Below are 19,936 nucleotides of genomic sequence, written 5' to 3' on the forward strand. Positions count from 1 at the left end.
CTGCATTGCGGTAACGACGGCGGATTTTCAGGCGCCGCGCACGTAAACTGTATCCGGCCCGGCGACGGTGCGAGGGGCGCCGCCCGGGCCGCGTTCCAGACGCGCATGCACCGAGGGGAGCCCGCCATGATCCGTGCCGCCGCAGCTTTCGCACTCGGCCTGGCCGCCGCCGCCGTTCCGGCCGCCGCCGCCGCCGCCGCCGACCTGACCATCGTCGCCCATTCCTACCGCTCGGGGCCCTACGCCGCCTCCGGCATCCCGGCGGCGGACGGGTTCGGCGACTATTTCACCCTGCTCAACACGCGCGACGGGGGCATCGGCGGGCGCAAGGTGGTGATCGAGGAGTGCGAGTTCGGCTATTCGGACGAACTCGGGATGAAATGCTATGCGCAGAACCAGGGCCGGTCGCTGGTGTGGATCCCGCTCTCGACCTCGGTCGCCTACCGGCTGACCGAGGCGACCCGCGCGACGGGCGAGCCGCTGATCACCACCGGCTACGGGCGCACCGAGACGGCGGACGGGTCGGCCTTTCCGCAGGTGTTCAACTTCCCCGCCCATTACTGGGACGGCGCCGCGGCGCAGGTCCGCTACATCAAGGAGCATACGCCGGGCGGGGACCTGAACGGCATGAAGATCGCCCTCGTCCACCATGACAGCCCCTATGGGAAGGAGCCGATCAAGACCCTGCAGGCCCTCGCGCAGCGCGAGGGGTTCGCGCTGAAGCTGCTGCCCGTCGCCCATCCCGGCCTCGACCAGGACGCGGTCTGGGCCGAGGCCAAGGCCTGGGGCGCGGAGTGGTCGCTGCTCTGGGGCTGGGGCGAGATGAACCTCGCCGCGCTCAAGGCCGCGAAGGAAGCGGGCGTGCCGCTCGACCGCGTGTTCGGCGTGTGGTGGTCGGCGATGAACTCCGACCTCAAGCGGATGCGCAAGGCGGGGCAGGGCTACAAGGCGCTGAACTTCCACGCGGTGGGCACGGAATACAGCGTCTACAACCAGCTCAACGAACACGTCTACATCCCCGGCCGCGCCGCGGGGCTGGCGAACAACCTCGGCTCCACCATGTACAACCGGGGCCTGATGACGGCGGCCGTGGTGGCCGAGGGCATCCGCAACGCGCAGAAGCTGCACGGCACGCCCGACATCACCCCGCAGCAGATGCGCGACGGGCTGGAGCTGGTGGACCTGTCGGAGGCGCGGCTGGCGGAGCTGGGCTTCGAGGGCTTCATGCACCCCTTCGCCAATTCCTGCGCCGAGCATGGCGGCTCGGGCCGCGTGGCGGTGAATGAATGGGACGCGCGGCTGCGCGGCTGGCGCCAGGTGAGCGAATTCTACGAGTCCCCGCGCGTGCTGATCGACCAGCTGGTGCGCGCGCATGCCGACGGCTACCTGCAGGCGACGGGCCGCGCCCGGCGCGCCTGCGACTGAGGGGCGGCGGGGCCGAATCACCCTCTCCTCGAACCCCTTGATTTACCTTGCGTGAACGGCGGTGCAGAACATCCTGCATCGCCGTTTGCGACTCCTGGGGGTCAGAAATTCCGAAACGCCGGTTCGGTCTGCGAATTTCACGACCCGCCGAAACGACTTTCAGGCGTCAGGGGGCGCTCGGGGTAACCTTAAAGTAGCATTGCCCGATTTTTGAGGGGCCCAAATCTGCACACGGGACCCGAAATCGGACTATGCTCGGATGGTCGGCGCCGGCGCGCCGGCGGGCCGGCACGGGAGGGTGCGGGGCGGAGTGCGCGTCCTGCGCCAGGCCGGCGTGTAACAAACAGAATGCGTTCCTGGGGGGACCTCACATGTTTCGATCCATCGCGCTTGCGGGCGCGCTCATGGCCGGTCTCGCCTCGCAGGCGGCGGCCGATCTTCTCGTCATCGCGCAGGTCTACCGGACCGGCCCCTACGCCAATAACGGCATCCCCACCGCCGATGCGTTCAGCGACTACTTCACCCTTCTGAACGAACGCGACGGGGGCATCGGCGGCGAGAAGATCATCGTCGAGGAATGCGAGTTCGGCTACGATTCCGACCGCGGCCTGGCCTGCTACATGGACAACCGCGACCGCGGCGCGCTGGCCTGGTCGCCGCTGTCGACCGGCACCACCTACAAGATGATCCCGCCGACGATGGAAGACGGCGTGCCCATGGTCACCATGGGCTATGGCCGCGCCTCGGCCGTGGACGGGGAGGTGTTCGGCAACATCTTCAACCCGCCCGCGAACTACTGGCACGGGGCCAACGCGCAGATCAACTACATCAAGGACGTGACCCCCGACCGGGACATGTCCGGGCTGACCATCGGCCTCGTCTACCACAACTCCGCCTATGGCCGTGAGCCGATCCCCACCCTCAAGAAGCTGGCCGAGCGCGAGGGCTTCACCCTCAAGCTCTATGCCGTCGATCACCCGGGCAAGGAGCAGCAGGCCCAGTGGGAGGCGGTGAAGGCCGACGGCGTCGACTGGGCGCTGCTCTGGGGCTGGGGGGTGATGAACCCCACCGCGCTGCGCACGGCGCTGAAGGTCGACTTCCCGATGGAGCGGGTGTTCGGCGTGTGGTGGTCGGCGAACGAGACCGACGTGATGCGCGTCGGGCGCAGGGCCAAGGGCTACAAGGCGATCAACTTCCACGCCGTGGGGACCGAGTTCAGCGCCTATAACGACCTGAACGAGCATGTCTATTTCGCGGGCAGGGCGGCGGGGCTGGCCAACAACCTCGGCACCGCCATCTACAACCGCGGCCTGCTGACCGCGGCGATCATGGCCGAGGGGATCCGCAACGCGCAGAAGATGCACGGGACCGCGCAGATCACGCCGCAGCAGATGCGCGACGGGCTCGAGGCGCTGGACATCACCGAGGAACGCCTCGCCGAGCTGGGCTTCGAGGGCTTCATCCCGCCCTTCAAGATGTCCTGCGCCAACCATGGCGGCCAGGGCCTGGTGGCGGTGACCGAGTTCGACGTGCGCCTGCGCGGCTGGCGGCAGATCACCGATTACTACGCCCCGGACCGGGAGCTGATCGACCCGCTGATCCGCGCCGACGCCGACAGCTTCGCGGCCGAGATGGGAATCGAGCGGCGCGCCTGCGCGGACTGACGCCGCTTCGGGTGGAAACGGGAAGGGGAGGGCCGCGGCCCTCCCCTTTTTCATGCCCGGCGGCGGGCGCGCCCCGGCGCAAAGGACCCGGCGCAAAGGAAAAGGGCCGCCGCTCCGGCAGGAGCGGCGGCCCTTTGCGATCCGACCCGGGGCGCGGGCCCCGGTCGGCGTCGATCCTCAGCCCTGGCGGGCTTTGAAGCGGCGCTGGGTTTTGTTGATCACGTAGACCCGGCCCTTGCGGCGCACGACCCGGCAATCGGCGTGACGCGACTTCAGGGACCGGAGCGAGTTCTTGATTTTCATCGGTCTCTCTCCTGGGCGTCGGCGCGGCCGTCGGGGACAAGTCCCGTCCTGAGCAGCGCGTCAATCCTGCTTGGTTACATCCTTCGGCCGCGGCGCGGACGCCATGGCGCAAAGATCGGGCGACGTGCCCGTGCGCGAGGTGTGTAGCGGACGAATCGGGTGGGTGCAAGGGGCGCCGGAGCGCCTTTTCGCACAAGGTTTCAGGGCGGTGCGGGGCCCGTGGCCAGCCGGCGCCGGCGCGGCGATCCATGGCCCGATTTGCCCGCCCGGACAAGGGCCTCGGCCCCGCCGGGCGCATAAAAAAGGCCCGGGCGTGATGCCCGGGCCCAGGTTGGAGCGGCCTGAACGAAGCCGCCCCGGGGAGCGTGGACGGCCGGAGCAGGGAGGAGCTCCGGCCGCCCGGCAGGGATCACATGATCTGCGAGCCCTTGCCGAACTCGGGGTACGCCTCGAGGCCCAGCTCGGCCTGGTCGAGACCCATGATCTCCTCTTCCTCGGAGACGCGGATGCCCATCACGGCCTTCAGGATCAGCCACAGGACGCCCGAGACGACGAAGACGAACACGCCGACGATGACGATCGAGATGACCTGGCCCATCAGGGTGGCGTCCGGGTTGGTCAGCAGCACCGCCATGGTGCCCCAGATGCCGCAGATCAGGTGGACCGGGATGGCGCCCACGACGTCATCGATCTTCAGCTTGTCGAGGAACGGAACCGCGAAGACGATGATCACGCCGCCGATCGCGCCGATGATGGTCGCCATGCCCAGCGAGGGGGTCAGCGGCTCGGCGGTGATCGACACGAGGCCCGCGAGGGCGCCGTTCAGCACCATGGTCAGGTCGACCTTGCCGTACAGGATCTGCGTCAGGATCATCGCGGCGACGGCGCCGCCGGCGGCCGCGGTGTTGGTGTTGGAGAAGATGCGCGAGACGTCAGCCGCGTCGCCGACCGAGCCCAGGGCCAGCTGCGAGCCGCCGTTGAACCCGAACCAGCCGAGCCACAGGATGAACGTGCCGAGGGTGGCCAGCGGCAGGTTGTTGCCGGGCATCGGGATGGTGCGGCCATCCTTGTACTTGCCGATGCGCGGGCCGAGGATCAGCGCGCCGGCGAGGGCCGCCCAGCCGCCGACCGAGTGCACGACGGTCGAGCCGGCGAAGTCGAGGAAGCCGTACTGCGAGTCGAGGAAGCCGCCGCCCCATTTCCAGGAGGCCTGGATCGGGTAGATGAAGGCGGTCAGGATCACGGTGAAGATCAGGAAGGGCCACAGCTTGATGCGCTCGGCCAGGGTGCCCGACACGATCGACGCGGTGGTGGCGCAGAACATCAGCTGGAAGAAGAAGTCCGAGCCGGTGGAGGCGTAGGACAGGTCGTCCGCGCCCTCGGGGGTCACGCCCACGGCCTCGAGCACCGCGACGCCGAACGCGCCGAGATAGCCGCCGGTCTCATCGGTGCCGATCGACCAGTTCCCCAGCGGGTACATCAGGTTGTAGCCGACGATGTAGTAGGCGATCGCGGCGATGGAGAAGAGCGCGACGTTCTTGGTCAGCTGCATGGTGACGTTCTTGGACCGCACCAGGCCGGCCTCGAGCATGGCGAAGCCCGCGGCCATCCACATCACGAGGAAGCCGCCGATCAGGAACAGCAGCGTGTTGAAGACGAAGACGGACTGCTCGGGCACGGCGCCCGACGCGTCCTGGGCGAAGGCCGGGAGGGCGGCGAGCGCCGCGCCGGCCGACAGAAGCGAAATGCGTTTGATCATGGTCAGTTCCCTTGTTCCCTGTCAGGGCGGCTCAGAGGGCTTCGTCGCCGGTTTCGCCGGTCCGCACGCGCATGGCCTGCTCGACGTCGATCACGAAGATCTTGCCGTCGCCGATCTTGCCGGTCTTGGCGGTCTCGGAGATCACCTCGATGGTCTTCTCGACGGCGGAGTCGGGGCAGACGATCTCGAGCTTGATCTTCGGGACGAAGTTCACGACGTACTCGGCGCCGCGGTAGATTTCGGTGTGGCCGGACTGGCGCCCGTAGCCTTTCACTTCGGACACCATGAGCCCCTGGACGCCGGCCGAGGTCAGCGCCTCGCGGACCTCCTCCAGCTTGAAGGGCTTGATGACGGCGATGATGAGCTTCATCGGTGCTGTTCCCCGTTTGATTGCTTATGCACGTTTGCGCCCAAGGGGTGATGCAGGCCGCGTGCCAAGTCGGGAAAATGGGCGCCATCCCCTTGAAAACGTTAAGGCAGGGTGACGGGGGCGGCGCCGGGCGGCGCCGCGGCTGCGAAAGCGGCGCTGAAATCCGGTGCAAACCTGTCCATGAATCCGCCTGATGCCTGAAAAATGTGCACAAATATGCGGCGCCGCGGAATCGGCGTTGTTCATCCGCGCCATGAAGCCGGGTTCCGACCCGCGGGGCGCCGGAATTCGCCCCGGTCTCTCCACAAAGCCGACAGGCTCGCCTATTCTAAGGGCAGTGCAGGCGCGCTGATCCCCCCGGGCGCGCCGATCCATGCCCCCGACGGGCGCGCCTCCGGCCCCGGTCCGTCCGGCGGAGCGCGGCCCCGGCCGACCCGGGGAACGTCCCGGCCCGAGGAGAGCAGGCGCGGAATGACCCGCAATTCCAAGGACACGCGGCACGAGCCGCCGCTTTCGCGTGGCGACGCCGAGGCCGAGGCCCTGGCGGCGGCGCTGCGCGGCGACGGCGCCGAGGGGCCGGCCCATCCCGGCGCCGGCCAGCGCCCGAAGCTGCGCAGCCGCATGAAGATCGCGCGCGAGCGGCGGGCGCGGAAGCGGCGCGAGGCCCGCGCGGCGCGCAACCGCGGCGGCGGCGGGCCGCTGGACCGGCTTGTGCGCGGGATCTTCGGCCTCGTCGCGCTGGTGGTCTGGCGCTTCGGACGGCGCGTGGCGCAGGGCGTGCTGCTGCTGCTGGTCGCGGCCGTCGGCTGGCATTACCTCGCGCTGCCGGACGTGTCCGAGCTTCTGGACGGGCGCGACCGCGGCTCGGTCACCATGCTCGACCGCGACGGGCGCGTCTTCGCCTGGCGCGGCGACCAGTATGGCGGCGCCCTGCGCGCGACCGAGGCGTCGCCCTTCCTGGTCGACGCCGTGATCGCGACCGAGGACCGCCGCTTTTTTGATCACTTCGGCGTCGACCCGATCGGCCTCGCCCGCGCGATGTACAACAACTTCCGCGCCGGCCGCGTGGTGCAGGGCGGCTCCACCCTCACCCAGCAGGCCGCCAAGAACGTGTTCCTGACCCATGACCGGTCGATCGAGCGCAAGCTCAAGGAGATCCCGGTCGCCCTGGCGATGGAGATGAAATACTCGAAGGAGGAGATCCTCTCGATCTACCTCAACCGCGTCTATCTCGGGGCCGGGGCCTACGGGTTCGAAGCCGCCGCCCAGCGCTATTTCGGCAAGAGCGCGCGCGAGGTCGGCCCGGCCGAGGCGGCGATGCTGGCGGGGCTGCTGAAGGCGCCGACGCGCTACGCGCCGACCTCGAACCTCGCCGCCGCGCAGGGACGGGCCGAGGTCATCGTCGGGCTGATGGAGGCGCAGGGCTACCTGACCGCGAAACAGGCGGCCGAGGCGCGGGCGCGCCCCGCGGTGCTGTCGGCCGAGGCCGAGCAGCGCGCCGGCGGCGCCTTCGCCGACTGGGTGATGGAGGCGGCGCCCGAATGGCTGACCGCCGAGGGGTCCGAGGACGTGGTGATCGAGACCACCTTCGACCCCGAGGCCCAGCGCGCGGCGGAAGAGGCGATGGGCTTCGTGTTCGAGACCATGGTCAAGGAAGGCTCCAAGGCCCAGGCCGCCATCGTGGTGATGGACCATGACGGCGCCGTGCGCGCCGTGGTCGGCGGGCGCGAGAAGGGCCCGGGCCGGTTCAACCGCGCCACCCAGGCCCGCCGCCAGCCCGGCTCGGCCTTCAAGCCCATCGTCTACGCCGCCGCCATGGCCGGGGGGCTGCACCCGCTCGACCGCGTGCAGGACCGGCCGGTGGATTTCGACGGCTACGCCCCCTCCAACTACGGCGGCCGGTACCTGGGCGAGATCACGGCGAGCCGGGCGCTCGCCGCCTCCTCCAACGTCGTGGCGGTGCGCCTGGCGCAGGAGGCGGGGATGCGCCGGGTGACCGAGACGGCGCGGCGCATGGGCCTTGATTCCACCATCGAGCCGAACCTCGCCTCGGCGCTGGGCGCGTCCGAGACCACGCTGCTGGACCTGACCGGCGTCTACGCGACCATCGCCAATGGCGGCGCGCTGGCGCAGCCCTGGGCGGCGCGGCGGATCGCGCTGCGGCGCGACGGCTCGTCGCAGGGGCTGTTCCCGGATGTCGGGCGCAAGTCGGGGCAGGCCATTCCTGAACGGACCGCGCGGATGCTGACGGGGATGCTGGCGGAGGTGGTCCGCTCGGGCACCGGGTCGCGCGCGGCGCTGCCGGGCGGGCGCGCGGCGGCGGGCAAGACCGGCACGACGCAGGAGGCGCGCGACGCCTGGTTCGTCGGCTTCACCGCCGATTACGTGGCCGGGGTCTGGATGGGCTATGACGACAACACACCCCTGACCGGGGTCACCGGCGGCGGGCTTCCGGCCGTGATCTGGCGCGAGACGATGGCCCGCCTGCACCGCGGGCTGCCGAACCGGCCGCTCGACGGGCGCGCCCCGCGGCGGGGCGCGGACGAGGTCCCGGTGGCCGGGGGCGCGGCCGAGAGCGTGGTGCGCGAAGTGCTGTCCGGCGTGCTCGGTTTCCTGTCCCGCCAGGTGGCCGAGGAGGAGCGCCGCCCGCCGTCCAGCCGCCGCTCGGACGCCGAGACGCACGGGCGCGGCGACTGGGAGAGATGAACGACGCTTTTCGCATATGTTCATCAATGCGCCATTTTTGCGGTGCAGCAAAACTCATCGACCGCTCATCTCGGATCGGGCATTCTGCCCCGCGCCGGACCTCCCCAGGGTCCGGCGACCCGCGCCTGTCCGGCCGGGACGCGCGCTGAAACTCCGCGCGGGTCCGGTCCGTTCTTTCCTTCGCAGGCGGGGAATCCGCCCGGTTAACGAGGGGGAGGGAACGACAGATGGTTTCGACCGACGGCAATTTCGAACGTGATTTCGCGATCCGGCGCCATGCGCCCGGGGCAGCCCGGGCGACGTCCGGCGAATTCGAGGCGCCGCGGCGGCGGCGCTCGCGCGGGCTCGGCCTGCGCTCGGCGCCCGCGGCGCTGCTGCTGCTCTGCCTCGGCTTCCTGGGCTTCTTCGCCTGGGCTGCGGTCGACGCGCTGCCCGCGGCGCAGGGGGGAATCGGCGGCGTGGCCGGGGGCGACGCCTTCGCCCCCTCGCCGATGGCGCAGGCGGCGGCGCTGCTCTACATGCTGGGCACGCCGGCGGTGCTGTTCTTCGTGCGCCGCCGCTACTGGCGCAAGATGCGCACCTGGCTGCGCCGGGCGACCTCGGGGGTCGCGCTGCTCTGGGCGCTGGCCGCGGCGGCCTCGCTGGTCGGCGGCTCGATCTGACGCCGCCTTTCGGGCGCATGAAAAAGGCCCCTCCCGGTCGGGAGGGGCTTTTTTCATGCGCGGCGGACCGGGTCAGTCCTCGGCGGCGTCCGCGTCGAATTTCCAGCGGTGGAGCTCGGCCCCGTGGTCGCGCAGCCAGTTCCGGCTGTCCTGCCAGCCGGGCAGGATCCGCTCCACCACCGCCCAGAAGGCGGGCGAGTGGTTCATCTCCACCAGGTGCGCGGCCTCGTGCGCGGCGACGTAGTCGAGCACCTCGGGCGGCGCCATGGCGAGGCGCCAGGAAAAGTTCAGCGCCCCGGCCGAGGTGCAGGAGCCCCAGCGCGAGCGGGTGTCGCGCAGGGTGACGCGGGTCACCTTGCGCCCGAGCTGCGCGGCATAGGCGTGGGCGGCGGGGACCAGCGCCTCGCGCGCGTGGTGGCGCAGCCAGGCCTTGGCGCGGGCGGGGGCTTCCTCGGGGCCGCCGGGCAGCCAGAGCTTGCCGTCCTCGATCCGCGCGCGGGCGCGGGGGGCGCCGAGGGAGGCGATCTCGAGCATCCTGCCCGCCACGGGCAGCATGGCGCCGGCGCGCGGCTCCAGCGGCTTGGGGCGGCGGGCGAGGGCGCCGGCGAGCCAGTCGGAGTGCCGCTCGGCGAAGGCCTGCGCCTCGGCCAGCGAGGCGGCGCTGGGCATGGTGATGCGCAGGGCGCCGTCGACCCGCCCGACCGAGAGGGTGAGGCGACGCGCGCCGCGGGTGCGGCGGACCTCCACCTCGACCGGGGGGTGCGAGAGGCGGATGCGTTCCGGCATGCGGGCGCGGGCGGGGCTGGCGGCGGCGTTGGGCATGGCAGGGGATATGCCGGGGCGCGGGCCGGGATGCAACGGGGGGGCGGGCGCGGGGCGGCGGAAGTGGGCGGGCGCGCGGGGGGCGCGTCGCCCTCGGGGGCGTCGAGCCCCCTCGGCCGAGCGGCGCGGGGCGCCGCGGGCGTCGCCCCGGAGGGGCGCAATGAAAAGGGGCCCCGGAGGGGCGCAAGGAAAGGGTCCCCGGAGGGGCGCAGGGAAAAGAGCCCCGGAGGGGTGCGGGGAAAAGGCCGCCGGAGGGCGGGCAAGGAAAAGGGCGTCCGGGGTGCAAGGAAAAGGGGCGGCCCCTTGCGGCGCCGCCCCCTTGCGTCCGGTCCGTCTTGCGTCGGGTCCGTCCCGCGGGCCCTCAGGCCAGCGGCGCGGGGGCGGATTTCGACGGGATCAGCGGGCGGTCATGCGCCGTCGCCCTGGGCGCCGCGCCGCGCACGGTGGCGCGGTGGGCGCGGATGAACTCGCGCACCTTGGGCTGGATGAACTGGCGCCAGCGCGAGCCGTTGAAGACGCCGTAATGGCCGACCTTCTCCTGCACCCAGTGCATGCGCTTCTCGTCCGGCAGGTTCGACGCGAGGTCATGCGCCGCCTCGGTCTGGCCGAGCCCGGTGATGTCGTCCTTCTCGCCTTCCACCGTCATCAGCGCGATGTCGGTGATGGCCGAGGGCTTCACCAGCCGCTTCTCGCGGTAGATGAACTGGTTCTCGGCCAGCAGGCGCTTCTGGAACACCCGCTCGATCGTCTGCAGATAGAACTCCGCCGTCAGGTCCATCACCGCGAGGTACTCGTCATAGAAGGTGCGGTGCGCCGCCGCCGAATCGCCGTCGCCGCGGATCAGGTTGCGGAACTGGTTGACGTGCGCGTCGACATGGCGGTCGAGGTTCATCGACATGAAGCCCGACAGCTGCAGGAAGCCCGGGTAGACGCGCCGCAGGAAGCCGGGGTTGGGCCAGGGCACGGTGACGATGACGTTGTTCTCGAACCAGCTGAGCGGGCGGGTGGTGGCCAGCTCGTTCGGCTGCTTGGGGTTGCGCGCGGTGTCGATGGGCGAGCCCATGAGCGTGACCGAGGCGGGGCGCGCGGGGTCCTTGTCCTCGGCCATCATCGCCGCGGCGGCCAGCACCGGCACGCCCGGCTGGCACACGGCCAGCACCGAGACCCGCTCGCCGTCCTGGCTCAGCACCCGGCAGAACTCGGCCACGTAGTCGATGTAGTCGTCGAGATCGAATCGCCCCTCGGAGAGCGGCACGTTGCGCGCGTCGATCCAGTCGGTGATGTAGACGTCATGCTCGGGCAGCATCTGTTCGACCGTGCCGCGCAGCAGGGTGGCGAAATGGCCCGACATCGGGGCGACGATCAGCACCTTGGGGTCGTTGCGCGCCGCGGCGATGGTCGAATCGCGCTTGAAGTGCAGCAGGTCGCAGAAGGGCAGCTTGTGCACCACCTCCTCGACGATCGGCACGCTTTCGCCCGAGACCTCGGTGTCGTGCAGGTCGAATTCCGGCTTGCCGTAGCGGCGGGTGGCGTTGACGAACATCTCGCAGGCCGCGGCCGAGGCGCGGGCGGGGAAGGTCATCGACAGCGGGTTGAGCGGGTTGGTCAGCGCCTGGCGTCCCATCTGGGCGGCGGCGCGCCACGGGGTGATGGCGGCATGAGTCAGCTCGTACGCGTGATAAAGCGGCATGGCGCGGTCCCCGTGCAGTTTTCGAATCCATTCAGGTCGCGGACCATAAACCCTGCACACTGCGTCAACAAGGCGGCCGCCCGCCGCCTGATGCCGCAGTGCAGCATGGGATTCGGGCTGGCGGGGCGGCGTTGCAGCCGGGTTGCATCCCGCTTTCGACGCGTTGCAGCGACGGCCCGCGGGGGAGGATATCTTTGACAACCACGCATTCCTGTGGCACGCGGCCTGCTCACCATTTTCATGCGACCGATCATGTGGGGTTCCCATGGCCGAACCGGAATGGGGTCTGAAGCGCATCTGCCCGAGCTGCGGCGTGCGTTTCTACGATCTCACCAACAACCCGACGACCTGTCCCTCCTGCGCCGAGAGCTTCCCGCTCGAGGCCCTGTCGGAGCGCAAGTCGACCGCTTCCTCGCGCCGCAGCGCGAAGGCCGAGCCCGTCAAGGCCGCCGCCGTCGCGGAGGTCGATGACGACGACGTGCTCGACGATGACGACGAGGATGATGATGACGACGTGTCGTCGGACGTCCTGCTCGACGATGACGACGACGATGACGGCGATCTCGGCGACATCGCGCCCGAGCGCAAGGGCGACGACGACGACTCGTGACCCCTCGGGCCGGTCCCGCGCAAGGCGCGTCGGGGCCGGCCCGCAGGCGGTGTGAAGGCGGCCGGCGGGCCGGTGCAATTTTCCTCTTGCAACCTGCCCCCGCCGCCAATAAACACCGCCTCACCGCAGCGCAGGGCCTTCCGGCCCGACACCCAAAAGCGGCGGAACGGTCTGGGGCCATAGCTCAGTTGGGAGAGCGCTTGAATGGCATTCAAGAGGTCAGGGGTTCGACTCCCCTTGGCTCCACCAGATTTCAAACCCGGCTTCGGCGCCTGCCGAGGCCGGGTTTTTTCTTGTGCGGCGGGGCCTGGCGGGGGGGCGCGCATCTTCTTGCAGAACCTGCGAAAGCGCCGCTTGCAACCCGCCGCGGACCGGACTAAACACCGCTCCACCGCAGCGACGGACCCCCGGGTCCGACACCCAAGGCGGCGGGACAATCTGGGGCCATAGCTCAGTTGGGAGAGCGCTTGAATGGCATTCAAGAGGTCAGGGGTTCGACTCCCCTTGGCTCCACCAGGTTTCAAGACCCCGGCTTCGGCATCCGCTGAAGCCGGGGTTTTTCGTTTCGGGGCAGGGGGCTGGCGGCGGTTCCGGGCGCCGGCGCCGGCATGGCCCGGGACGCGGCCGGGGCCCGCGCGGCGCCTCGCCGGGGCGCTTTGGGACACCGGCGGCCGCGGGGGCTTGCCGGGGCGCCGGGGGCGGGCCAGTCTCGGCCCGACATGAGCACCCACGACGCCTCCCCGACCGGATCGCCCGGCCCCGACCTGCCCCCGCCGCTGACCCTCGCCGGTTACGAATCGCGCGCCGTGCAGGCGCTGCCCGACGCCATCCGGGCCTATGTTTTCGGCGGCGCGGGCGCGGGGCGGGGGATCGACGCGAATCTGTCGGCCTGGCAGGGCCATCGCCTCCTTCCGCGGGCGCTGCGGGGACGGACGGCGGGGGGCTCGACCGCCGTCGCGCTGCCGGGCGCGGATCTCGCGCATCCCTTCCTCGTCGCGCCGATGGCGCTGCACCGGCTCTGCGCCCCGGACGGAGAGGTCGCCACCGCCATGGCCGCCGCGGCGCAGGGCGGCGTGATGACCGTCTCCACCGAATCGTCCGTGGAGGTCGAGCGCATCGCCGCCGCCGCCCCCGGGCCGCTGTGGTTCCAGCTTTATCCCCGCCATGACCCGGCCCAGTCCGTCGCGTTGATGCGCCGGGCCGAGGACGCGGGCTGCACCGCCCTCGTGATCACCGTCGACGCCCCCTTCACCCCGCCCCGCCCGGCCGAGATCGCGGCGGGGTTCCGCCTGCCCGACGGGGTGCGGCCGGTGCATCTCTCCGCCCTTCCCGGCCCCGCTTTCGCGCCGCTGGCGGAGGGGGAGAGCGCGGTGTTCGACCGCCTGCTGCCCGCCGCGCCCGACTGGGGGGACGTGGAGCGGCTGATCAAGGCGGCCGCCGCGCCCGTCTACCTCAAGGGCGTCCTGTCCCCCGCCGATGCGCGCCGGGCGGTCGAGGCCGGGGCGGCGGGGATCATCGTGTCGAATCACGGCGGGCGGCTGCTCGAATCGCTGCCGACGGCGCTGGAGATGCTGCCGCGCGTGGTCGAGGCGACGCGGGGGGCCGTGCCGTTGATCGTCGATGGCGGCGTGCGGCGAGGCGAGGACGCGCTGATCGCCCGCGCCCTCGGGGCCGACGCGGTGATGGTGGGCCGCCCGGTGCTGGCCGGCCTCGCCGTCGGCGGCGCGCAGGGGGCGAGCCACGTGCTGCGGATCCTGCGCGACGAGCTGGAGGTGGCGATGGGCCTGCTCGGCCTGCGCGCGCTGGAGGAGGCGGGGCCGGAGCTGCTCCTGCGCCCCTGACCCCGCCGCACGGGCCGGATCGGCGCGCCCCCCCGCCGAAGGGCTTGCGCGCCGCAAGGAGCGCGAGGCCGGAGGCCCCCGGCTCCCCAACCGCGCCCGGCATGAAAAAAGGGGGGACCTGCGTCCCCCCCTCCCCCGGGTCAGGGGGCCTCAGAGCACCCTGTAGGTGATCGGCGCGGCGATCTCGAACCGCTCGCCCGTCATGTGCGCGGGCGGCGCGGGCAGGCGGCCGGCCCGATCCGCGATGGCCAGGGCGGCGGCGTCCAGCGCCGGGTGCCCGGCGCTTTCCATCAGCCGCGCGCCCAGCACCCGCCCGTGGCGGTCGAGCGTCAGGGCCAGCACCGCCCGCCCCTGCGCCCGGTCGGGCAGGGCGGCGGCGGGATAGGTCTTCAGCCCGTCCAGCGCCACCGCCAGCTTGCGCTTCCAGGCGCTGACCTGGGCGCGCTTCTCCTGCTCCAGCCCCTCCTGCTTCGCGCGGGCCTGCGCCCGGGCCTTGCGCGCCCCCGCGGCGGGGGGCGGCAGGGCGGATCGGCTCGGGGCCTGCGGGGCGGCCTGCGCCTCCTGCGCCTCGGTCGGGACCTCGTCCGGGGTGCGGTCGACATTGGTCTCCATGTCCGGGTTGGCGATGTCGAAGGCCAGCGACGGGTCCTTCACCCGGTAGGGCGTGGTCTGCATCGGCGGGGTGTCGACCGACCGGGCCAGGGTCTGTTCCGACTCCGGGGCCTGGGGGGCGGCCATCACCTCGGGCGCGGCCGCCCCGCGCGGGGCGTCATGGGCCGGGGCGGCGGCGGCGGCTTCCTCCTCGGGCGCATCGAGCGTCACCAGCAGCGCGCCCTCCACCCCCTCGGGCAGGGTCTCGGGCGGCTCGGGCGGCGTCGACAGCACCCCCGCCCAGCCCCCCGCGTGCAGCGCGAGCGAGAGCGCGAGCCCCAGCCCCGCCGCCGCCCAGCCGCGGCCGGGCGCGGGATCGGCGAGGCTCATGCGCCGCCCTCCGCGACCTCGAGGCCGACCAGCCCGACCTTGAGGTAGCCGCCGACGCGCAGCTTGTTGAGCACGCCCATCAGCTCGCCATAGGGCACCGCCCGGTCGGCACGCAGGTAGAGGCGCGCGTCACGGTCGAGCTTGGTGACGATCTCCACCTCCTGCACCAGGGCGGCGAGGGGCACGTCGCGGTCCCCGACGCTGACCTGCCCGTCCTCGCGCAGGGTCAGGAACACGGGGTCCGAGGGGCGGGCGGCGGCCTCGGCGTTCGACACCGGCAGCTCCACCGGCACGTCGACGGTCGAGAGCGGCGCCGCCACCATGAAGATGATCAGCAGCACCAGCATCACGTCGATGAAGGGCGTGATGTTGATCTCTGCGCTCTCCAGCGCCTCGTCGGAATCGCGGATCGGTCCGGCCATGTCACGCGGCCTCCGGCAGGGGGCGCGCCGGGACGGGCGCGGGCGTGGGCGCCGGGCGGTCGAGATCGCGCGACAGGGTGCGTTCCGTCAGCTCCGCCGCATCGCCGAGCATCAGCCGGTAGGCCCCGGCCCCGCGCGCCAGCTGGGTGTGGAACAGGGTGGCGGGGATCGCGGCCACGAGGCCGAGCGCCGTGGCCAGCAGCGCCTCGGCGATGCCCGGCGCGACGACGGCGAGGTTGGTGGTCCCGCTTCCGGCGATGCCGATGAAGCTGTTCATGATGCCCCAGACGGTGCCGAAGAGGCCGATGAACGGCCCGGCCGAGGCGATGGCGGCGAGGATCCCGGTCCCCCCCTGCATCCGCCGCGCCGCCGCGGCCTCGATCCGCGACAGGTGGGCGGCGGCGCGGGATTTCACCCCCTCGGCCGGGAAGCCGGGCGCATCGCAGCGGGTGACCTCGGCGGCCGCGGCGCGGATCATCCGCGACAGCGGGTCGGCGCGGCGGCGCGCGTCGGGCAGCGCCTCGGACAGCGTGCGCGCGTCCGCGAGGCGCCGGTAGGCCCGCCGCAGCCGCCGCTTGCCGAGGGTGAGCGCGGTGAGCCGCGCCATCCACACCCCCCAGCCGAGCACCGAGAGGACCGCGAGGATCACCATCACGGCCTTCACCACGATGTCGGCGGCCATGAACATGCCGATGGGCGAGAGGGCGCCGTGGCCGCCTTCGGCCCCCGCGCCATGCCCGGCGCCCGCGGCCCGGTCCAGCGCCGCGCGGGCGCTTGCGATCAGCGCGTCGGCCCGGGCGCCGAGCCCGGCGAGGCCGGTCGGGGCCGGGGCCGCGGGTGCGGCTCCCGCTTCGGGTGCGGCTGCGGGCGCGGCGCCGGATTCGGCCTCTCGCGCCTCGGGGGCCTCGGTCCGCAGCTCTCCGCGGCGCTCGAGTTCGGCGGCGCTCAGCCCCATCAGCCGGGGGACGCCGGCGCCCGCCGCGGCGGGTGCGGCCGGGGCGACCGCCGCGGGATCCGCCGCGGCGAGGCGCTGCGCGGCAGGGGCCGCCGCAGGCCCGGCGGCGGCAGGCCCGGCGACGGCAGGGGCGGCGACGGCAGGGGCGGCGCCGGACTCTGCCCCGGGCGCGGCGGCCGCCGCGTCGCCCGCGGCTTCGGCCGGGGGCGTCATCGCCATCGGGGCGATGGCGCCGGGCAGGGCGACGGCGGGCGGCAGGGCGGCGTCCGCCGCCCCCTCCTGCGCGGTCGCGGCGGCGGCGATGCAGGCCAGCACGGCGCCCGAAAGCAGCGCGCGGGCGAAGACGGGACGGGCGGGGAGGGGGGCGCGCGTCATCTCTCAGACCTCGGCGAAGTTGCGGATCAGGTTGTGGTAGAGGCCGGTCAGCTTCAGGCAGACCGGGTCGTTGGCCCCGCGCTCCGCCGACAGGGTCTGCACCGCGCCGTCGAGATCGAACAGCATCGAGCGCCGCGCGTCCTCGCGCACCAGGCTCTGGATCCAGAAGAACGAGGCCAGCCGCGCCCCGCGCGTCACCGGCGTCACGTAATGCAGGCTGTCCGAGGGGTAGAGCACGGCGGAGCCCGCGGCGCCCTTCACGGTCTTGTCGCCGTAATGGTCGCGCACCACCAGCTCGCCCCCGTCATAGGCGGCGGGGTCTTCGAGGAACACGGTGCAGGACAGGTCGGCGCGCATCGTCTCGTTCGCGCCGGGGATGACGCGGATGGCGTTGTCGACATGGGCGCCGAATTCCCCGCCGCCGCGATAGCGGTTGAACATCGGCGGCAGGATGCGCCGGGGCAGGGCGGCGGACATGAAGGTGGCCGAGCGCGCCAGCGCGCCCGACAGCACCGCCTGCGCCTCGGCCTCGGCCGGGCTGCCGACGGGCAGCTGCTCGTTGCGCTTCACCTCGGCGGACTGGGCGCCGGCGGTGTCGCGCCCGTCGGTCCAGGGGGCGTCCGAGAGGATGCGGCGCAGCGCGGCCAGCTCCTCGGCGGTCAGGATGTCGGGAATTTCGATCAGCATGGGGGCTCTCCTTGCCGGGGGGAGGATCGGCTGGGGGGCGAAGAACGGTGGGCGCCCCGCGGGCGCCGGGGCGTCCGCGGGGCTGGGAGAAAAGGGGAGGGCGCGGGCGGCGGCGGGGGGCGCCGCCCGCCCCGGGATCAGAAGTCGAGCTTCAGCGTCGCCATCGCCGAGCGGCCCGGCGCGACATAGGTGAAGGGCGCGCCCGAGCGGTAGAACGCGTCGTAATAGGTCTCGTCCGTCAGGTTGGTGACCGACACGGCGATCGAGGCGTTCTCGGTCACCCGGTACTCGGCCATCGCGTCGAAGCGCACGAAGCCCTGCAGGGTGTTGCCGTTGGTGGCGGCGAGCGATCCGCCCTGGATCTCGCCGCGCCAGGTGGCCTGGCCGCCGATGGCGAAATCGTCGGTCGCCTGCCAGCGCACCAGCAGGTTGGCCTGGTGATGGGCGATGTTGGCGAGCTGTTCGCCCACATTCGCGGCGCTGGCGGACTTGGTGACCTCGGACTGCATCAGGCTGGCGCCGCCGAAGACCGAGATGCCCTCCCAGACCTCGCCCGACAGGCCGAACTCGACGCCCTGCACGTAGTACTCGCCCGACGCGGTGGTCACGGCGGAGGCGCCGCGGCCCTGGGTCTCGCGCGCGTTGCGCTTCTCGGTGCGGAACACCGAGGCGGTGGCCAGCAGGTCGTCGCCGAAGAAGGACCACTTCACGCCCAGCTCGTAGGCGGTGTTCTTCTCGGGGGCCAGCAGCTGCCCGGCCGCGTCGAGCCCGCCATAGAAGCCGCCGCCCGCGTCGAGCTCCTGCCCCATCGGGTTGGTGGAGGTGGCGATGGCGGCGTAGAGCGTGCCCTCGGGGACCGGCTTCCAGGTCAGGCCGGCGTTCCAGTTGAACATCACGTCGTCGCGGGCATAGGCGTAGGCGCCCGAGCCGCCGACCCCGCTCTTGGAGATGTCATAGCTGTCGATCCGCGCGCCGAGGGTCAGCGACAGGCCGGGCAGAAGCTCCACCGTGTCGCCCAGGAACGCCGAGAGCGTCTCGACATTCACCTTGGTCGGGTCCGCCGACAGGGTCAGCGCCGTGCCCGGAACCCAGCAGCCCTCGGCGATCGGGTCGGGGTCGAACAGGTCCACGAGGCAGCCGCGGCCGCCGGTCGGGTTCTGGTAATCCTCGGAGGTCAGGCCGGTATAGGAGCGGGAGACGATCTTCTCGCGGCTCGCCTCGACGCCGAAGATGGCGGCGTGCTTCATGCCCCCGAGGGTGCCGTCCCAGGTCAGCTCGGCCACGTTGCCGAACACGGTGTTGCTCTGCTTGTTCGACTTGAAGCTGAGCGAGGCGGTCCAGTCCGCCGGGTCGGCGGCGGAGGCGTCCATGTTCGACGGCGCGGTCAGCACGTAGTCATTGGTGCTGCGCGACAGGCGGGTGCGGTTCGACAGGGCGAACCCGTCCCCGAGGTCCCAGTCCACGCGGAAGGTGCCCACGTCCTGGCCCGCCTCCTGGAAGTCGCGGCCGACGACGCCGAAATAGGTGTCGCGCGAGACGCCGAGGCTCTCGGTCGCGGGTTCGCCTGCGGTCGAATCCCAGGGCACGCCCCAGTCGGGGGTCTGCGAGATGTCGATATGGTGGAATTCGAGGCCCACCGTCACGTCGTCGGCGATGTCGCCTTCAACGCTGAAGGCGGCGCCCCAGCGGTCGTCCTTGACGTGGTCGCGGCCGGGGGTGTCGGATTTCTGCGCCATCAGGTTGACGCGGCCGCGGATGTTCTCGTTCAGCTCTCCGTTCGCGTCGAGGGTCCCGCGCCAGAGGTTCGAGGTCCCGGCCGAGAGGGCGCCCGAGATGAAGTCGTCCTTCTGCGCCTTCTTGGTCACCAGGTTGACAGCGCCGCCGGTGACGCCGCGCCCGCCCACGGTGCCCGAGGGGCCCTTCAGGATCTCGACCTGCTCGGTCATGAAGTTCTCGCGGATCGTCACGCCGCTTTCGCGCACGCCGTCGACGAAGGCGTCGTTGGTGGCCTTGAAGCCGCGGATGAACAGCACGTCGCCGTAAGCGTTGCCGCCCTCGCCGGTGCCGAGGGTGATGCCCGGGGTGGTGCGGGCCAGCTCGCGCACCGAGGTGGCGCCCTTCTGCTCAAGCACCTCCTTGGGGATGGCGTTGATGGTGCGCGGGGTGTCCTTGAGCGGCGTGCGGATGCGCGAGTTGGCCGAGGCGTCGACCTTCCAGGGCGCGTTCGGGTCGGCGAAGGGGTTGGCCCCGCCCACGGCCCCGGCGCCCGTCAGGGCGGGGGCCTGTCCGCCCGCGGCGGCGGCCTGCTGCGCGGCGTCGCCCGCGCCCCCGGCGGCGGCCCCCGCGGCTGCGGCGCCCGCGGCGCCGGCCCCGGCCGCGCCCTGGCCGTCGGCCTCGGCCGGGGCGGCGGCCTCGACCTCCAGCTCCGGGAGCATGATCGGCGCGGCCTGCTGGGCGAAGGCCGGGGCGGCGAGGCCGAGCGAGGCGGCGAGGCCGAGGCCGAGCGCGGCGCGCTGGGCGGGGCGGGCCTGGGCGGGGGCCTGGGCGGGGGCCGCGGCGGGCGCCCCGAGGGCGGCGGCGGCGAGGCCCGCGGGCAGGCGGGCGGCGTGGCGGGGGTCGGTCGTGTGTCGGGTCACGAGAAGCGCATCTCCGGGGCCGCCCGGC

16 protein-coding genes and 2 tRNA genes are annotated in these 19,936 nt (G+C 72.3%); 8 read left to right on the plus strand and 10 right to left on the minus strand.

Annotated features, from left to right (window positions below):
• The first annotated feature begins 126 nt into the window (after positions 1-126).
• A complete protein-coding gene (locus ACQ5SO_RS00995; RefSeq protein WP_430939690.1) occupies positions 127-1,425 on the plus strand; it encodes an ABC transporter substrate-binding protein in 1,299 nt (432 codons plus the stop codon).
• A 371-nt stretch (positions 1,426-1,796) separates the two neighbouring features.
• The gene (locus ACQ5SO_RS01000) at positions 1,797-3,089 is read left to right on the plus strand and encodes an ABC transporter substrate-binding protein (protein ID WP_430939691.1); all 1,293 of its coding nucleotides are present in this window, start codon (positions 1,797-1,799) and stop codon (positions 3,087-3,089) included.
• Between the two features lie 177 nt (positions 3,090-3,266).
• Here ACQ5SO_RS01000 and ykgO read toward each other — a convergent pair whose 3' ends face one another.
• The 3 genes from ykgO to ACQ5SO_RS01015 form a co-directional block, all read right to left on the minus strand.
• Positions 3,267-3,392, minus strand: a complete 126-nt coding sequence (gene ykgO, locus ACQ5SO_RS01005; protein ID WP_430939692.1) for a type B 50S ribosomal protein L36 — start codon at positions 3,390-3,392, stop codon at positions 3,267-3,269.
• A 409-nt stretch (positions 3,393-3,801) separates the two neighbouring features.
• Positions 3,802-5,151: an ammonium transporter gene (locus ACQ5SO_RS01010; RefSeq protein WP_430939693.1), complete on the minus strand. Its 1,350-nt coding sequence runs from the start codon at positions 5,149-5,151 to the stop codon at positions 3,802-3,804.
• A 31-nt stretch (positions 5,152-5,182) separates the two neighbouring features.
• Positions 5,183-5,521 carry a P-II family nitrogen regulator gene (locus ACQ5SO_RS01015; protein WP_430939694.1) on the minus strand — a complete coding sequence of 113 codons (339 nt, stop codon included), beginning with the start codon at positions 5,519-5,521 and terminating at the stop codon, positions 5,183-5,185.
• A 471-nt stretch (positions 5,522-5,992) separates the two neighbouring features.
• Between ACQ5SO_RS01015 and ACQ5SO_RS01020 the strand changes: the two genes are divergently transcribed.
• Both ACQ5SO_RS01020 and ACQ5SO_RS01025 read left to right on the plus strand, forming a co-directional pair.
• Complete coding sequence (locus ACQ5SO_RS01020; RefSeq protein ID WP_430939695.1) at positions 5,993-8,227, plus strand: transglycosylase domain-containing protein; 2,235 nt, start codon at positions 5,993-5,995, stop codon at positions 8,225-8,227.
• A 227-nt stretch (positions 8,228-8,454) separates the two neighbouring features.
• Complete coding sequence (locus ACQ5SO_RS01025) at positions 8,455-8,889, plus strand: hypothetical protein (protein WP_430939696.1); 435 nt, start codon at positions 8,455-8,457, stop codon at positions 8,887-8,889.
• A 72-nt stretch (positions 8,890-8,961) separates the two neighbouring features.
• On the opposite strand, the gene ACQ5SO_RS01030 is transcribed toward ACQ5SO_RS01025, so the two are convergent.
• Together ACQ5SO_RS01030 and ACQ5SO_RS01035 are read right to left on the minus strand one after the other, a co-directional pair.
• On the minus strand, positions 8,962-9,711 hold the full coding sequence (locus tag ACQ5SO_RS01030; protein ID WP_430939697.1) for a M48 family metallopeptidase: 750 nt from the start codon (positions 9,709-9,711) through the stop codon (positions 8,962-8,964).
• Between the two features lie 361 nt (positions 9,712-10,072).
• A complete protein-coding gene (locus ACQ5SO_RS01035) occupies positions 10,073-11,401 on the minus strand; it encodes a polyhydroxyalkanoate depolymerase (RefSeq protein WP_430939698.1) in 1,329 nt (442 codons plus the stop codon).
• A gap of 265 nt (positions 11,402-11,666) precedes the next feature.
• Here ACQ5SO_RS01035 and ACQ5SO_RS01040 point away from each other — a divergent pair, with 265 nt between their 5' ends.
• The 4 genes from ACQ5SO_RS01040 to ACQ5SO_RS01055 all read left to right on the plus strand — a co-directional run bounded on the left by ACQ5SO_RS01040 (position 11,667) and on the right by ACQ5SO_RS01055 (position 13,852).
• On the plus strand, positions 11,667-12,011 hold the full coding sequence (locus tag ACQ5SO_RS01040; protein WP_430939699.1) for a TIGR02300 family protein: 345 nt from the start codon (positions 11,667-11,669) through the stop codon (positions 12,009-12,011).
• A 173-nt stretch (positions 12,012-12,184) separates the two neighbouring features.
• Positions 12,185-12,260, plus strand: a tRNA-Ala gene (locus ACQ5SO_RS01045).
• Positions 12,261-12,451: 191 nt separating this feature from the next.
• Positions 12,452-12,527 (plus strand) — tRNA-Ala (locus ACQ5SO_RS01050).
• A 203-nt stretch (positions 12,528-12,730) separates the two neighbouring features.
• Positions 12,731-13,852: an alpha-hydroxy acid oxidase gene (locus ACQ5SO_RS01055; RefSeq protein WP_430939700.1), complete on the plus strand. Its 1,122-nt coding sequence runs from the start codon at positions 12,731-12,733 to the stop codon at positions 13,850-13,852.
• A gap of 150 nt (positions 13,853-14,002) precedes the next feature.
• Here the strand turns inward: ACQ5SO_RS01055 and ACQ5SO_RS01060 are convergent, their stop codons facing one another.
• The 5 genes from ACQ5SO_RS01060 to ACQ5SO_RS01080 form a co-directional block, all read right to left on the minus strand.
• Positions 14,003-14,833 (minus strand): energy transducer TonB, encoded by an 831-nt coding sequence (locus tag ACQ5SO_RS01060; protein WP_430939701.1) that lies wholly within the window; start codon positions 14,831-14,833, stop codon positions 14,003-14,005.
• Complete coding sequence (gene exbD, locus ACQ5SO_RS01065; RefSeq protein ID WP_430939702.1) at positions 14,830-15,255, minus strand: TonB system transport protein ExbD; 426 nt, start codon at positions 15,253-15,255, stop codon at positions 14,830-14,832. Before exbD ends, ACQ5SO_RS01060 begins: the two co-directional genes overlap by 4 nt.
• A gap of 1 nt (position 15,256) precedes the next feature.
• The gene (exbB, locus tag ACQ5SO_RS01070; protein ID WP_430939703.1) at positions 15,257-16,585 is read right to left on the minus strand and encodes a tonB-system energizer ExbB; all 1,329 of its coding nucleotides are present in this window, start codon (positions 16,583-16,585) and stop codon (positions 15,257-15,259) included.
• A gap of 3 nt (positions 16,586-16,588) precedes the next feature.
• Positions 16,589-17,272: a Fe2+-dependent dioxygenase gene (locus tag ACQ5SO_RS01075; protein ID WP_430939704.1), complete on the minus strand. Its 684-nt coding sequence runs from the start codon at positions 17,270-17,272 to the stop codon at positions 16,589-16,591.
• A gap of 137 nt (positions 17,273-17,409) precedes the next feature.
• Positions 17,410-19,908, minus strand: a complete 2,499-nt coding sequence (locus ACQ5SO_RS01080) for a TonB-dependent receptor (protein WP_430939705.1) — start codon at positions 19,906-19,908, stop codon at positions 17,410-17,412.
• Positions 19,909-19,936: the final 28 nt, after the last annotated feature.

The sequence above is a fragment of the Rhodovulum sp. DZ06 genome (genome assembly GCF_050586345.1).
Lineage (GTDB): Bacteria > Pseudomonadota > Alphaproteobacteria > Rhodobacterales > Rhodobacteraceae > JBOCEF01.